At 65.8% G+C, this 12,900-nt stretch carries 15 protein-coding genes and 2 pseudogenes; 11 read left to right on the top strand and 6 right to left on the bottom strand.

Annotated features, from left to right (window positions below; translation table 11 throughout):
- Positions 1 to 96: 96 nt before the first annotated feature.
- The 4 genes and pseudogenes from dapB to MSZK_RS21500 form a co-directional block, all read left to right on the top strand.
- Positions 97 to 831 (top strand): 4-hydroxy-tetrahydrodipicolinate reductase, encoded by a 735-nt coding sequence (dapB, locus tag MSZK_RS21515; protein ID WP_099250630.1) that lies wholly within the window; start codon positions 97 to 99, stop codon positions 829 to 831.
- A 35-nt stretch (positions 832 to 866) separates the two neighbouring features.
- Positions 867 to 1,289: a hypothetical protein gene (locus MSZK_RS21510; protein WP_099250667.1), complete on the top strand. Its 423-nt coding sequence runs from the start codon at positions 867 to 869 to the stop codon at positions 1,287 to 1,289.
- A complete protein-coding gene (locus MSZK_RS21505) occupies positions 1,286 to 1,774 on the top strand; it encodes a nitroreductase family deazaflavin-dependent oxidoreductase (protein WP_099250629.1) in 489 nt (162 codons plus the stop codon). The genes MSZK_RS21510 and MSZK_RS21505 overlap by 4 nt, the downstream gene beginning before the upstream one ends.
- A pseudogene (locus MSZK_RS21500) lies at positions 1,771 to 1,887 on the top strand (flavodoxin family protein); the annotation flags it as partial. The gene MSZK_RS21505 and the pseudogene MSZK_RS21500, both read left to right, overlap by 4 nt.
- Before the next feature lie 76 nt (positions 1,888 to 1,963).
- Here the strand turns inward: MSZK_RS21500 and MSZK_RS21495 are convergent.
- Positions 1,964 to 2,683: a hypothetical protein gene (locus MSZK_RS21495; RefSeq protein WP_142389977.1), complete on the bottom strand. Its 720-nt coding sequence runs from the start codon at positions 2,681 to 2,683 to the stop codon at positions 1,964 to 1,966.
- 130 nt (positions 2,684 to 2,813) lie between these two features.
- Here MSZK_RS21495 and MSZK_RS21490 point away from each other — a divergent pair, with 130 nt between their 5' ends.
- Positions 2,814 to 3,734: a restriction endonuclease gene (locus MSZK_RS21490; protein WP_099250627.1), complete on the top strand. Its 921-nt coding sequence runs from the start codon at positions 2,814 to 2,816 to the stop codon at positions 3,732 to 3,734.
- 9 nt (positions 3,735 to 3,743) lie between these two features.
- Positions 3,744 to 4,196: a flavodoxin family protein gene (locus MSZK_RS21485; RefSeq protein WP_099250626.1), complete on the top strand. Its 453-nt coding sequence runs from the start codon at positions 3,744 to 3,746 to the stop codon at positions 4,194 to 4,196.
- A 12-nt stretch (positions 4,197 to 4,208) separates the two neighbouring features.
- Here MSZK_RS21485 and MSZK_RS21480 read toward each other — a convergent pair whose 3' ends face one another.
- The gene (locus MSZK_RS21480) at positions 4,209 to 5,588 is read right to left on the bottom strand and encodes a hypothetical protein (RefSeq protein WP_099250666.1); all 1,380 of its coding nucleotides are present in this window, start codon (positions 5,586 to 5,588) and stop codon (positions 4,209 to 4,211) included.
- Positions 5,589 to 5,785: 197 nt separating this feature from the next.
- The gene (locus MSZK_RS21475; protein WP_199203430.1) at positions 5,786 to 6,532 is read right to left on the bottom strand and encodes a hypothetical protein; all 747 of its coding nucleotides are present in this window, start codon (positions 6,530 to 6,532) and stop codon (positions 5,786 to 5,788) included.
- A 43-nt stretch (positions 6,533 to 6,575) separates the two neighbouring features.
- Between MSZK_RS21475 and MSZK_RS21470 the strand changes: the two are divergent.
- Together MSZK_RS21470 and MSZK_RS21465 are read left to right on the top strand one after the other, a co-directional pair.
- Positions 6,576 to 6,818: pseudogene (locus tag MSZK_RS21470) on the top strand (flavodoxin family protein); the annotation flags it as partial.
- Between the two features lie 58 nt (positions 6,819 to 6,876).
- Positions 6,877 to 7,344 (top strand): hypothetical protein, encoded by a 468-nt coding sequence (locus MSZK_RS21465; protein ID WP_099250625.1) that lies wholly within the window; start codon positions 6,877 to 6,879, stop codon positions 7,342 to 7,344.
- Here the strand turns inward: MSZK_RS21465 and MSZK_RS21460 are convergent.
- The gene (locus MSZK_RS21460; RefSeq protein WP_099250624.1) at positions 7,333 to 8,073 is read right to left on the bottom strand and encodes a dienelactone hydrolase family protein; all 741 of its coding nucleotides are present in this window, start codon (positions 8,071 to 8,073) and stop codon (positions 7,333 to 7,335) included. The two genes, MSZK_RS21465 and MSZK_RS21460, sit on opposite strands and share 12 nt — an antisense overlap.
- Before the next feature lie 43 nt (positions 8,074 to 8,116).
- Between MSZK_RS21460 and MSZK_RS21455 the strand changes: the two genes are divergently transcribed.
- The 3 genes from MSZK_RS21455 to MSZK_RS21445 are packed head-to-tail and all read left to right on the top strand — an operon-like array spanning position 8,117 to position 10,601.
- A complete protein-coding gene (locus MSZK_RS21455; RefSeq protein ID WP_099250623.1) occupies positions 8,117 to 8,917 on the top strand; it encodes a thymidylate synthase in 801 nt (266 codons plus the stop codon).
- The gene (locus MSZK_RS21450) at positions 8,914 to 9,393 is read left to right on the top strand and encodes a dihydrofolate reductase (RefSeq protein ID WP_099250622.1); all 480 of its coding nucleotides are present in this window, start codon (positions 8,914 to 8,916) and stop codon (positions 9,391 to 9,393) included. The genes MSZK_RS21455 and MSZK_RS21450 overlap by 4 nt, the downstream gene beginning before the upstream one ends.
- Positions 9,390 to 10,601 (top strand): winged helix-turn-helix domain-containing protein, encoded by a 1,212-nt coding sequence (locus MSZK_RS21445; protein WP_099250621.1) that lies wholly within the window; start codon positions 9,390 to 9,392, stop codon positions 10,599 to 10,601. Before MSZK_RS21450 ends, MSZK_RS21445 begins: the two co-directional genes overlap by 4 nt.
- Here the strand turns inward: MSZK_RS21445 and MSZK_RS21440 are convergent.
- Together MSZK_RS21440 and MSZK_RS21435 are read right to left on the bottom strand one after the other, a co-directional pair.
- Entirely contained in the window at positions 10,546 to 11,955 is a 1,410-nt protein-coding gene (locus MSZK_RS21440; RefSeq protein ID WP_099250620.1) for an APC family permease, read from the bottom strand. The two genes, MSZK_RS21445 and MSZK_RS21440, sit on opposite strands and share 56 nt — an antisense overlap.
- A gap of 23 nt (positions 11,956 to 11,978) precedes the next feature.
- Positions 11,979 to 12,878 carry a proline iminopeptidase-family hydrolase gene (locus tag MSZK_RS21435; RefSeq protein WP_199203429.1) on the bottom strand — a complete coding sequence of 300 codons (900 nt, stop codon included), beginning with the start codon at positions 12,876 to 12,878 and terminating at the stop codon, positions 11,979 to 11,981.
- Between the last annotated feature and the right edge of the window lie 22 nt (positions 12,879 to 12,900).

Here is a 12,900-nt window from a genome sequence, read left to right as displayed (position 1 = left end):
CCTCCCCGAGCCGAGCCTAACCCCGGGGCGACGTTCGCGGCCGAGAATCACACTGGCCGTGACGGCGGTCGCGCTGCTGCTCGTTAAGCTACGGGGATGCGAGTTGCGGTGCTGGGGGCCAGGGGCAAAGTCGGTACCACCATGTGCGACGCGGTGCGCGCGGCCGACGACTTGACGCTGAGCGCCGAGGTGGACGCCGGTGACCCGCTGTCCATGCTGACCGACAGCGACACCGAGGTGGTCATCGACTTCACCCACCCCGATGTGGTGATGGACAACCTGAAGTTCCTCATCGACAACGGAATTCACGCCGTGGTCGGCACCACCGGATTCACCGACGAACGCCTGGCCGACGTGCGCTCCTGGCTCGCCGACAAGCCCGGCTCCGCCGTGCTGATCGCCCCCAACTTCGCGATCGGCGCGGTGTTGTCGATGCATTTCGCCCAGAAGGCAGCGCCCTACTTCGAGTCGGTGGAAGTGATCGAACTGCATCACCCGCACAAGGCCGACGCCCCGTCGGGCACCGCGACCCGCACCGCCCGGCTGATCGCCGAGGCGCGAAAAGACCTGCCGCCCAACCCCGATGCCACCAGCACCGGGCTGCCGGGCGCGCGTGGTGCCGACGTCGACGGAATCCCGGTGCACTCCGTGCGGCTGACCGGGCTGGTCGCCCACCAGGAGGTGCTGTTCGGCACGCTCGGTGAGACGCTGACCATCCGGCACGACAGCCTGGACCGGACCTCCTTCGTTCCCGGTGTGCTGCTCGCCGTCCGCCAGGTCGCCGCCCGGCCCGGGCTGACCATCGGAATCGAACCGCTGCTGGACCTGTGAACGCCGCGCTGCGCATCCAGCTGCTGATCGGGTTCATGTGTGCGGCCCTGGTGGTCTATTTCGTGCTGCTGGGCCGCACCGGGATCACGCTGATCACCAGCGGGACGCCCGTCGCGGTTGCGCTGGGCATCGGCGTGCTGATCCTGCCGGTCGTCGGGGCGTGGACGATGGTCGCCACCCTGCGCGCCGGATTCGCCCATCAACGCCTGGCCCGACTGGCCGGCGAGGACGGGATGGAACTCGACGTGAGCGCCCTGCCGCGTACCCCGGGAGGCCGCATCGACCGCGATGCCGCCGATGCGCTGTTCCAGACCGTGCGCACCGAACTGGAAGCCGACCCGGACAACTGGCAGCGGTGGTACCGGCTGGCCCGGGCTTACGACTATGCCGGCGACCGGTCGCGGGCCCGCGAGACCATGCGCAAAGCTGTTGCCCTGCAAGCGGAGTCGACGAGATGACCGAGCGTAGCGCGGCCGCACGGCTGTTCAACGCCGCCAGCGATGTGTTGCGACGGCCCGCCATGCGACCCGTCACCAGAGCGTTCAGCGCACTGCACGCGTTGGCCTATCGAGCCAGCGGCGGCAAGGCCCAGAACCCGAAATACCCGACCCTGTTGTTGACCGTCACCGGGCGAAAGACCGGCAAGCCGCGCACCGTGCCGCTGATCTACCTGCGCGACGGTGACGACTTCGTCATCGCGGCGGCCTATTCGGGCAGCGACACCGACCCGGTGTGGTGGCTGAATCTGAAGGCGAATCCCGTCGCAGAGGTACAGGTCATGGGCGACACCGTCCGGGTGCAGGCCAGGCAGGTGAGCGCCGCGCAGCGAGCGGAGCTCTGGGGCCGCCTGGTGGCGATGTATCCCTACTTCACCGACTACGAGAAGAGGACGACGCGTCAGATCCCGGTCGTCGTCCTGACCCCGATCGCCGAGTCGCGATGAAGCGTCTGCTGATCGTCCACCACACTCCGTCGCCGCACTGCCAGGAGATGTTCGAGGCGGTGCTGGCCGGGGCGAGCGATCCGGACATCGCGGGCGTCGAGGCTAGCCCGAGACGGTGGACTTGGCGCGGTGTGGCGCTGAGGGCGACGGTTGCCGTGCAAATCACTCGCTAATAGCGAGATTCCCAACTCAGTCCCAGCCCCATTTCTCCACGAGCGATGGATCTATATCCGTTTCCAGTAGGGTCGCGTGCTGTTCTAGGTCGTGCGCGATGTTGCATTCATGCGCCTCAGCGTCAAACGGCACCCCGAGGTGCGAATGGCAGTCATCAACCAGGCTGCACAGTTGGTTCAGAATCATCTCACTGGCGGTCAAGACATCGTGTTCGGTACTCAACTTAGGCTCGCGATATACACGCCGAACGCCAAGCTGTTCTCCGATAACTGGCCGGTCGGCAGGAACGAACATCGAAATGGAACCGCTGTTCGCGACGCGATCGATGAGGATATGACTGGGCTCGTCAGTTTTGAGTTCGGTGCTGAGCGCCAGCTTTAGACGACGGTATGCGAAGACTCCAACTTCAACCCGGCTGGAGCGAATTAAGCTTCCCTGATGGATGACGAAGTTGCGGGCAACATTGAACTGGGAGAACAAATCATCGGCCAACACGTGACCCACACGCTCGCGACGCCACGCGTTCTCGCCCTCCTTTTCCATGTCCAGCCGTACCATCTCCAGTGCAGATTTCGAACTGGCAAGGAACGCGTTGGCGGAGTATCTGAACGGAGCAGGGTGATGATAGCCGGCGATCATCTGATGGAGCTGGAAGTGACATTCGAATAGACGGTCATGCGTCAGCACAAGCGGGCATGACCGAAGGTTGGTCTCTGAATCGTCGTCTGCTGTCACCAGGCCACGTTAGCGTTGGTCAGACTTCGAGATACAGAGAGTGAACCTGGCGCGCCCTTAAGCACTTTTGTGCAGCAAGGTGTCTTACTAAATAGCTACTTATGGACTTGGCAGGCTGGAAGGTTGCAAAGTGACGATCCCTGACTATCAAACGCTCATGCGGCCTGTGTTGGCATCACTGGCAAACGGCGAAGTTCGCCGGTCACGAGACGTGATCGACTCGATGGCCGACGAGTTCAACCTCACTCCCGAAGAGCGGACAGCAAAAGTGCCAAGCGGGCAGAAGCGCATTGATAATCGTGCGGGATGGGCACTTTCGTATCTCAGCCAGGCGGGGCTCATCGAGCGACCAGGGCGCGGACTCGTCAGAATCTCGGACGAAGGCCGCGCCGCGCTCGACCAGTACCCGCAGCGGATCGACACCAAAGCGCTTGAGGCTTACCCCGCGTTCTTGGAGTTCCGAGACCGGAAGCGTGGCCGCTCTGCGACCGACGATGACGGGGACCAGAAGTCGGCGAGCAATGACGAAGAGTTCAGCACGCCAAACGATCTGGCGGAACGCGCAGAGCGGATCAACCGGGCCGCAGTCGAGAGGGAAGTGCTCGCTGCGGCGCTCAAGCTGACGCCCACTGGGTTTGAGGAATTGGTCATTCGGTTGCTCGACCGCATGGGATATGGGCGAAAGGGCTCGGCACACCGGACGGCTCCCACTGCAGACGGCGGAATCGACGGCATCATCAGTCAAGACCCGCTCGGCTTGGACCGCATTTACGTTCAGGCCAAACGGTATACCGACGCACCGGTCGATCGACCCGCGATTCACGGCTTCGCCGGGGCACTTCTCTCCCAGCAGGGTGACCGTGGCGTTTTCATCACGACGTCGCGTTTCACCAGGGGTGCGATTGACGAGGCGGAACGCATCAATGCCCGTATAGAGCTGATCGATGGTGCACGGCTCGCTGAGCTACTAGTGGAGCACGGCGTCGGGGTTCAACCGGAGCAATCGGTGACCCTCTATCGGCTCGATGAAGACTTCTTCGATTCGATCTGAGGCTCGTTCATGCCACGTCTGTTGATCGTTCACCACACTCCGTCTCCGCACTGCCATGAGATGTTCGAGGCGGTGCTAGCTGGTGCGAACGATCCCGAGATCGAGGGTGTCGATGTCGTGCGCCGGCCGGCGTTGACCTGCTCGCCCACCGAGGCGCTAGAGGCTGACGGCTACCTGCTGGGCTCGCCCGTGAACCTTGGCTACGTCTCGGGCGCTCTCAAGCACGCGCTCGACCAGCTGTACTACCCGTGCCTGGATTCGACGCGGGGGAGGCCGTTCGGCGTCTGGCTGCACGGCAACGAGGGCACCGAGGGTGCTGTCCGCGCGCTCGACGGCATCATCACTGGGCTCGGGTGGGAACAGGCTGCCCAGACGGTGATCGTGTCGGGCAAGCCGACCAGTACCGACCTTGAGGCGTGCTGGAACCTCGGCGCGACGGTCGCGGCCAGCCTGATGAGGTGACGGTTAGCACTGTCAGTCGTCCGGCTCAGCAATGTAGAAGTCGTCTGGAGTCCATTCGTCCGAAGAGATTGAGAGGGTGGTCTTCTCGGTCACGCGGCGGCGGCGATTCATCGCGCCCGCCGTCATCGTGATCTCAACTTCTTCGGGCGCGTCGGGGCCGGGCACGACGGTGATCTCCAGGCGCCGAGACCATGCGCCCGGCCGAAGGTCTCCAACGTCCCAGGTCACCTCGAACCCGCCGCTGGTCTCGCTGACCGAACCTCGGAGTGGCGTGAAGTCGTAGTCCTGCGGTAGAGCCGACGGCGCAGCGTTGCCCGCCATCCGATCGCGGAACTCGTCGGGCCACCGGGGTAGTGGCGGCAGCTGGTCGACGCTCGGCGCCGAGGTGAACACCAGCAACTTGCTTCGGGGGACGATCACGGTGAACTGCACACCGACCACGGGATCGTCCGTCAGGTTGCCAACGGTGAAGTACACCTTGTTCTTCTCGTCGGATCGGACGATGTTCTTGATGATGTTGCCGAGCATGACGCGCCGCACCTTCGAGAGATAACCCTTCACCCGCCGGTCGAACTCTTCCTGGTCTTTCGGGTCTGCGTACATCATCCTGGTCACGAACGTGCCGCCTATACCGCTGGAAAGATCCGACAAGCCCGCAAGACGTTCGTACGGCGTCTGCGCTTCCCGTGGCGGCGGAGGAGGAGGCGGCGCTCCGCTATTGGCGCGGACATATCGTTCGTGTTGCGTTAACCAGCCATCGACCTGCTTTGGGCCGGCGTTGAGCCGAATGAGTGGTTCGGCGGAGGGACTGAGCGCCAGGTCCAAGTCTGGCTCGCGTTGACCCTCAATCAGACGCTCCTGCAACATCGCGATCTCTTTGGGGCCAGCGGGCTCAGTATGCGCCGCACCCCGATGAAATATGGTGCCCGCTTGATGGCGGGTCTTGTCGTTGCTGAACTCCTTCTGCAGCGTGTGGATCGGGTCACCGGGCCGGGGAGGCTCGATCACGATCACCAACACCGTCACGCCCGCGAAGTCGACGTAGTGGGGCGTCCAGCGCGGCCCGTCGGCGTAGGTCTTGATCCTCTGTCCGAGGGTGGCATGGTCGAAAGCCGGTACGCCGGGAGCTGCGCCTGGCCCAACACCGACGACCATGTATACGACGCCCTCAAGGGCAAGCTGGGCCTGGGTGACCGATCGGTTAGCAAACCCTAGGATGGCCTTCCCAACAGCAAACCGGCCCTCCGCTGCGCCCAGGGCTAGTCCGCTCTTCCACTCAAGCCAATTCGTCTCTTGAGTGCTCGGGGGTGAATCGTGAATGGCCTCGACCAACCCGTGAAGCTCATCCTCGGTGCGCAACTGTCGGGTCTTGTCGATGTTGCTCAAGCTCATAGTGACCCGCAGCCTACGCCCGATCAATGACAATCTGACCGTGGTCGATGGCGGGTGAAAGGCTACCCGCCGCTCAATCGTCGGCGCATCCATGCAGGGGTGTGCTCTGCTGGCACTGTCGTGCACGGCGTTCGATGTAGAGCGGGATACGACGGTCCACTTCTGACCGGCTGACTTCACCAGCCGGTCATGGGCGATCACAGCTGCGGCCAGCGAGTAGGGCTGGTGTTGGCCGCTTTGCCAGGTGACCGCCGACGCCTCGAAGTCGGGGAGGTGCCCGCGACCCGGCAGGTGCCGACTTCGAGGGCCTGACGGATCGCAGCGGATCGGGCTTCGGCGTCACCCTTGCCTCGCCACGGTGTGACTGTGATGTGCCGGTCGATCTTTGCGCGGTGCAGCGCATCTCGCACAACTCGCCTGTAGGTCTCCCCGGCGGTGTAGGTCTCGACGGCGATCTCGGAGGCACCGACGTCGGCGGCGAGTTGTACGGCCCGCTGTGCCCATTGCTCGCTCGTGGGCGGTTCGGAGGCGTCGGCGATCAGGGCGACGACACCGTCGTCGGTCATCGACGCGGCGACGAGCCCGCAGGCGTCGCCGCGACCGGAGTCCGATGGGTCGACACCGACGACGGTCTTGACCGGACGTGGCGGCGCAACGGCCATCCGCCAGTCATCGAACCACTTTCGTAGGATCAGCCCACCTTCCGGTGTCGTCGGGCTGCCCATGTAGAGGCTGTACCAGGCTCGCTCACCAGAGGTCCGTCGCGCCGCTGAGTAGTGCTCGGCGGTGAACCCCAGGGCCGAGGTCATGGCGGTGCCAGGTTCTCGGTCGAGCACGTCGGGGACGCCAACCTCGCTGACGGCGGGGAAGTTTGTGTGGGTCCAGACGTCGGCTTCGTTGTCGAGGAGGTATCCGGCGAGATCTTGTTCATCCCAGCGGGTCATCACCAGCAGCGCTGAGCCGCCGGGGTGGACACGGGTGACTAAGAATCACGCCTTCGACCAGTCCTACTACCAACTGCTGGATGCCACCCGGGGCCGGCCGTTCGGGGTCTACCTGCACGGCAACGAAGGCACCGAGGGAGCGCAGCGGGCCCTCGACGGGATCACCGCCGGGCTGGGCTGGGAGCGGGCCGCGCAGACCGTGATCGTGTCGGGTAAGCCGGCCAAGGCCGACCTCGAAGCGTGCTGGAATCTCGGTGCCACCCTCGCCGCGACATTGATGGCCTAGACCGGCACCGCGCCGGGCCGTGAGCATTACCCTCCCTGTGACGACCTAAGGAGGCGCCATGCCGGGAATCGCTGATATCGCACTGGGGGCCGCCCCGATCGCGGGTGGTGCGCTGCTGGGCATCGCCGCGGGCAATCTGCGGGGCCCCGATTTCCGCGGCATGATCAAGGACGACATCGACCTGCTCGAGAAGATCCCCGAGGAGAACGTCGAGTTGCGCACGGCGCTGCGCAACAGCATCGACGCCCGCATCCTCGACCTGATCGCCACCACCGAGAAGTCCCGCGAACTACGGGAGATCGCCTCGTCCTACAAGGGAAACTGGCGCGACATCGTGGTCTTCATCTGTGCCGTGCTGTTCACCATCGTCTGGTGGAATGTGCCGCACAGCCGCAGCAACTGGCTGGTGATGTTCGTCTTCTTGATCATCCTGTCGGCCGTTGTCGCGGTCTACGCCTCCCGCGGCGTGATCCGCGGGCTGGCCAGCATCCGCCGCAGCCGCCACCCCGAGGACTCAGCGAGGTAGGTGAGCGGCGAAGAAGTCCCTCGTCGCGTCCCAGTGCCGCTGCGCGGCAGCCTCGTCGTAGGTGCTGTTGTCGGGAACCGCGAAGCCGTGCGCCGCGGCATACCACTCGATGGTGTGCTCGACGCCGGCGTCGGTCAGTGCCTTGTCCAGGGTCTCGGCCTGGTCGGTGGTGAACGAGGCGTCGTCCTGGGCTCCGCCGACGTAGACCGCCGCCCGGATCCGGTCGGCGAGCAGGTGCGGGCTGCCCGGATCGTCGGATGCCAGTCCGCCGCCGTGGAACGACATCGCCGCCGCGACCCGCTCCGGCACCCGGCCGGCGACGGTCACCGACGTGCGCCCGCCCATGCAGTAGCCGGTGGTGCCGAAGGTCTGGCCGCTGACCTCGGGGCGTGCCGCCAGGTAGTCGAAGAACGCGCGGGCATCGCTCTCCATCGTGTCGGGGGTGATGCTGGAGATCATCGAGAACAACCGCTGCCGCTCGGCCTGGTCGGTAAACACGGTCTCCATGTCGAACGGCTTCCAGTCGCCGCTGCGGTAGTAGACATCAGGCACCAGCACCAGGTAGCCCAGCCCGGCCAGCGCGATCGCCATGTTCACCGCGGCCGGCCGGGTGCCCCCGGCATCGGGATACATGATCACCGCCGGCCAGGGGCCGGGCCCGTCGGGGACGGCCAGGGCGACTGGGCAGGTGCCATCGGCGGTGGTGACGGTGTCAGAGATGGTCGGCATGGCTTCGTTTGTACTCCCTGTGCCCGGACGTAAGCTGGGCGGCGTGCCCATCGCCACGCCGTACGAGGATCTGCTTCGACTTGTGCTCGCCGACGGCACACCGAAATCGGATCGCACCGGTACCGGCACCCGCAGCCTGTTCGGCCACCAGCTGCGCTACGACCTGTCGGCCGGCTTCCCGCTGATCACCACCAAGAAGGTGCATCTGAAGTCGGTGGTGTACGAGCTGCTGTGGTTCCTGCGCGGCGACTCCAACGTCGCCTGGCTGCACGAACACGGAGTCACCATCTGGGACGAATGGGCTTCTCCCACGGGCGATCTCGGGCCGGTCTACGGTGTTCAGTGGCGGTCGTGGCCCACGCCGTCGGGTGAGCACGTCGACCAGATCAGCGCCGCGCTGCACCTTCTGCGCACCGATCCGGATTCCCGGCGGATCATCGTCTCGGCGTGGAACGTCGGCGAGATTCCGCAGATGGCGCTGGCGCCGTGCCACGCGCTGTTCCAGTTCTACGTGGCCGACGGGCGGCTGAGCTGCCAGCTCTATCAGCGCAGCGCCGACCTGTTCCTGGGGGTGCCGTTCAACATCGCCAGCTATGCGCTGCTGACCCACATGATGGCCGCCCAGGCCGGGCTGGACGTGGGGGAGTTCGTCTGGACCGGCGGTGACTGCCACATCTATGACAACCACGTCGAGCAGGTCACCGAACAGTTGAGCCGCGACCCGCGTCCGTATCCGGAACTCGTTCTCGGCCAGCGTGATTCGATCTTCGACTACACCTACGACGATGTCGAGATCCGCAACTACGATCCGCACCCGGCGATCAAGGCGCCGGTCGCTGTATGACACTCGGTCTGATCTGGGCACAGTCGACCTCAGGTGTCATCGGCCGCGACGGCGGTATCCCGTGGCAGCTGCCCGAGGACCTGGCCCGGTTCAAGGACCTGACGATGGGCCACACCGTGGTGATGGGCCGGCGCACCTGGGAGTCGCTGCCCGCGGCGGTGCGCCCACTGCCGGGTCGCAGAAATGTCGTACTCACCCGGCAAGCTGACTACATGGCACACGGAGCGACGGTCGCGACCGACCTCGAAGACGCCCTCACCGAGGACTGCTGGGTGATCGGCGGGTCGGAGATCTATCACCTGGCCCTGCCGCTGGCCACCCGCGCCGAGGTGACCGAGGTCGAGATCGACCTGCGCCTCGAGGACGACGACGCCCTGGCCCCGGCCCTCGACGAATCCTGGATCGGCAGGTCGGGACCCTGGCAGGACAGCCGCAGCGGGCTGCGCTACCGATTCCACAGCTACCAGCGGGCATGACCCGGCTGTCCGCCGACCAGGCTCGCCGCGTTGCCATTTCGGCGCAGGGCCTGGCCGAACCCAAGCCGCGAGGACCGGTCACCCGCGCGCACCTGCGCCGGCTGATCGGTCGCATTCAGGTGCTACAACTCGACTCGGTGTCGGTGTCGGTGCGCGCGCACTATGCCCCGGTGTTCAGCAGGCTCGGCCCCTACGACCGGACCGTCCTCGATGCCGCCGCATGGAGTCACAGCGCGCGGGCGCCGCGGCTGCTGGTCGAGTACTGGGCGCACGAGGCGGCGTTGATGGCCGTCGAGGACTGGCCGCTGATGCGCTGGCGGATGCGCGAATACACCCACGGCCGGTGGGGCACCGAGATCGTCAAGAAGAATCCCCGGCTGGCCGAGAACATTCTGGCTGCCGTCGCCGAACTCGGGCCGAGTACCGCGGGTCAGATCGAAGCACACCTGGAATCGGAGCCGCGCGGCCGCAAGGGGCCGTGGTGGGACCGCAGCGAGACCAAGTGGGTGGCCGAGGCGCTGTGGTCGTCGGGGGCGCTGACCACGGCGACGCGGGTCGGGTTCGCCCGGCATTACGACCTCAGCGAGCGGGTGCTGCCGGCCGAGGTGTTCACCCGCGAGGTGGACGATCGTGAGGCGGTCCGCGAGTTGGTGCTGCGCGCCGCCGGGGCGCTGGGCGTGGCCACCGAACCCGATCTGCGGGACTATTTTCGGCTCAGTCCCAAGCAGAGCAAGCCCGCGGTGGCCGCGCTGGTCGCCGAGGGCGAACTCGAGGAAGTCGAGGTGGCCGGCTGGTCGGCGCCGGCCTACCTTTCCCGCGGGGTCACGGTGCCACGGGTGGATCGCGGCACCGCGCTGCTCTGTCCGTTCGACCCGCTGATCTTCTTCCGCCCACGGGTGGAGCGGCTGTTCGGATTCCACTACCGCATCGAGATCTACACTCCGGAACCCAAGCGGCAGTTCGGGTATTACGTGTGGCCGTTCCTGCTCGACGGCCGGCTGGTCGGCCGGGTCGACCTCAAGGCCGAGCGGGCCAACGATGCGCTCAACGTGGTCGGCGCGTTCACCGAGCCCGGCCACGACCCGGCCGCCGTCGCCCCGCCGCTGGCCGCCGAGTTGCAGACCATGGCGGCGTGGCTGGGGCTGAGCGGGGTCACGGTCGGGAAGCGGGGGGAGCTGGCTCCGGCTCTGGCGCGGGCCCTGCGCTGACTCCGCGCGCCTTGTTGACGAGGAACACCACCACGCCGATCCCCAGCCACACCAGGCCGCCGATCTTGGCCAGTGCGTCGGCGTTGACCAACACGTAGGCGATGATCACGAATCCGAGCGCGGGCACCACCAGGTGCAGCAGGTAGTTCTTGGACTTCTTGCGCCCGAGGTAGTACCAGACCACCGAGGCGTGCAGCAGACAGAAGCTGAACAGCGCGCCGAAGTTCACCAGGGACGAGATCAGCCCGATCTGGCCGACGAAGAACAGCACAAGGACCACGCTGATCGCGCTGACCGTGAGGATCGCCGCCATCGGCACCTGCCGGGAACTGACCTTGGACAGATAGCTCGGCAGCTGCCGGTCGCGGCTCATCGAGTACAGCAGCCGGCTGGTGGCGGCCTGGGCGGCCATTGCGTTGGCGAAGCCGACCGCCAGCACGTTGACGGCGAAGAACGCGTTCATCCACCCGGTGTTCGACGCGGCCTGCACGAGGTTGAAGAACGCGTTGCCCACCTCGTCGTCGCTGAAGGATTCCCGGCCGCCGGCCAGCAGGCTGGCCAGCCAGGTCTGCACGACGAACAGGAAGGCCACGATGAACAGCGCGCCGACCATCGCCTTGCCCGCCGGGTTCTTCTTGCCGGTGGATTCCTCGGCCAGCGTGGAGATTCCGTCGAAGCCCAGGAAGCTGAGCACCGCGATGGACAGCGCGGAGGCGAGCAGGGGTGCGCTGACGGTCTCGGGGTTCCAGATCGGGGCGGTGCTCCACCCGACGTCGGGCAGTGAGCCGCCGCTGATGGCGCGGATCGCGATGTAGACGAAGATCACCACGAACACCAGCTCGATGGCCAGGAACACCCGGTTGGCCATCTTCAGTGAGTCCACGCCCAGCAGGTTGATCACGGTGTTGACGATCACGAACAGGATGGCCCACAGCCAGCGCGGGGTGCCGGGGAACAGGCCGATCATCGACTCGGCGGCGAACACGTAGAGCAGCGTGGGCACCAGAACGTAGTCGAGCATGATTGCCCAGCCGGCGAAAAAGCCTGCTCCGGGATGGATTCCGCGGCCCACGTAGGAGAACACCGATCCCGCCAGCGGGAACGACTTGGCCATCTGTGCGTAGGCCAGCGCGGTGAAGACCATGGCGATCAGGCCGATGACGTAGACCAGCGGGACCATCCCCGCGGAGCTGTTGTACACCGTGCCGAAGATCGCCCACGGCGCGATCGGCACCATGAAGACCAGCCCGTAGACCAGCAGGTCGACGGTGGCCACCGAGCGGTGCAGTTCTTGTTTGTAGCCGAACGATTCCAGCGTGCGCTGGGCCTCGGGCTCGGCTTGCCGTGTGTCCATGACAGTTCCTGTCGGTCGGGTGATCAGTTGTCGTGCGCGGCGAGGAACGCGGCGACGACGGCGCGGAACTCTGCGGGCTTTTCCAAGTGGGTGCAGTGGCTGGTGTCGTCGAAGACGTGGCTGACGACATCGGGGATCTGTTCGACGTAGGGCCGCCAGGTTGCCGGGGTGGCTTCGTCGAACTCCCCGGCGATCACCAGGGTCGGGACGGTGATCTGGGGAAGCCGGTCGATGATGCTCCAGTCGCGCAGAGTGCCGACGACGTGAAACTCGTTGGGGCCGTTCATGGTGTGGTAGACCGTCGGCTCGGCTTCCATCTGTGCGACGGTGTCGAGAAAGTCCTGCGGGACCGGTTCGACCCGGCACACGTGGCGAAGGTAGAACTCCTCGGTGGCCGCGAGGTACTCCGGATCGGTGACGGTGCCGTCGGCTTCGTGGCGATCCAGGGCGGCCTGGACCTCCTGCGGCAGCTGGGCTCGCAGTTCGGCGGCGCCCTGCATCCACAGTTCCATCGATGCGGGGGAATTGCAGATCGACAGTGACACCAGCCCGGCGGGTTGGCGCACGGTGATCTCGGCGCCCAGCATGCCGCCCCAGGACTGCCCCAGCACGTGGTAGCGCTCGATGCCCAATGCGGCGCGCACCGTGTGAAACTCGTCGACGAACAAGGCCGGCGTCCAGAACTCGGCGGGCGCATCGGGCAGGTGGGTGCTTGCCCCGCAGCCGATTTGGTCGTAGTGAATGACCACCCGGCCGGTTTCCTGCGCCAGTGCGGCGATGTTGGCGACGTAATTGTGGGCCATGCCGGGGCCGCCGTGCAGCACGAACAGTGGCACGGTGTGCTCTCGCACGGCATCGGGGGAGGTGATCTGCACCCAGGTCTGGTGGTCGCCGAACGGCACCATCGTGGTTTCGGTTGCCATGGTCCTCAGCATGGACCGGTAA

Source organism: Mycobacterium sp. shizuoka-1 (assembly GCF_002723835.1).
GTDB lineage: Bacteria > Actinomycetota > Actinomycetes > Mycobacteriales > Mycobacteriaceae > Mycobacterium.
The sequence above is the reverse complement of the archived record's forward strand: the minus strand, read 5'-3'. Positions and strand labels throughout refer to the sequence as shown.

What these genes read in the sequence shown, in the direction of transcription:
- MSZK_RS21460 (WP_099250624.1), bottom strand. Translation starts at nt 8,073, where the DNA reads ATGCCGACCATCTCTGACACCGTCACCACCGCCGATGGCACCTGCCCA.
- MSZK_RS21450 (WP_099250622.1), top strand. Translation starts at nt 8,914, where the DNA reads ATGACACTCGGTCTGATCTGGGCACAGTCGACCTCAGGTGTCATCGGC.
- MSZK_RS21440 (WP_099250620.1), bottom strand. Translation starts at nt 11,955, where the DNA reads ATGGACACACGGCAAGCCGAGCCCGAGGCCCAGCGCACGCTGGAATCG.
- MSZK_RS21505 (WP_099250629.1), top strand. Translation starts at nt 1,286, where the DNA reads ATGACCGAGCGTAGCGCGGCCGCACGGCTGTTCAACGCCGCCAGCGAT.
- dapB (WP_099250630.1), top strand. Translation starts at nt 97, where the DNA reads ATGCGAGTTGCGGTGCTGGGGGCCAGGGGCAAAGTCGGTACCACCATG.
- MSZK_RS21475 (WP_199203430.1), bottom strand. Translation starts at nt 6,532, where the DNA reads ATGACCCGCTGGGATGAACAAGATCTCGCCGGATACCTCCTCGACAAC.
- MSZK_RS21480 (WP_099250666.1), bottom strand. Translation starts at nt 5,588, where the DNA reads ATGAGCTTGAGCAACATCGACAAGACCCGACAGTTGCGCACCGAGGAT.
- MSZK_RS21485 (WP_099250626.1), top strand. Translation starts at nt 3,744, where the DNA reads ATGCCACGTCTGTTGATCGTTCACCACACTCCGTCTCCGCACTGCCAT.
- MSZK_RS21510 (WP_099250667.1), top strand. Translation starts at nt 867, where the DNA reads ATGTGTGCGGCCCTGGTGGTCTATTTCGTGCTGCTGGGCCGCACCGGG.
- MSZK_RS21435 (WP_199203429.1), bottom strand. Translation starts at nt 12,878, where the DNA reads ATGGCAACCGAAACCACGATGGTGCCGTTCGGCGACCACCAGACCTGG.
- MSZK_RS21465 (WP_099250625.1), top strand. Translation starts at nt 6,877, where the DNA reads ATGCCGGGAATCGCTGATATCGCACTGGGGGCCGCCCCGATCGCGGGT.
- MSZK_RS21445 (WP_099250621.1), top strand. Translation starts at nt 9,390, where the DNA reads ATGACCCGGCTGTCCGCCGACCAGGCTCGCCGCGTTGCCATTTCGGCG.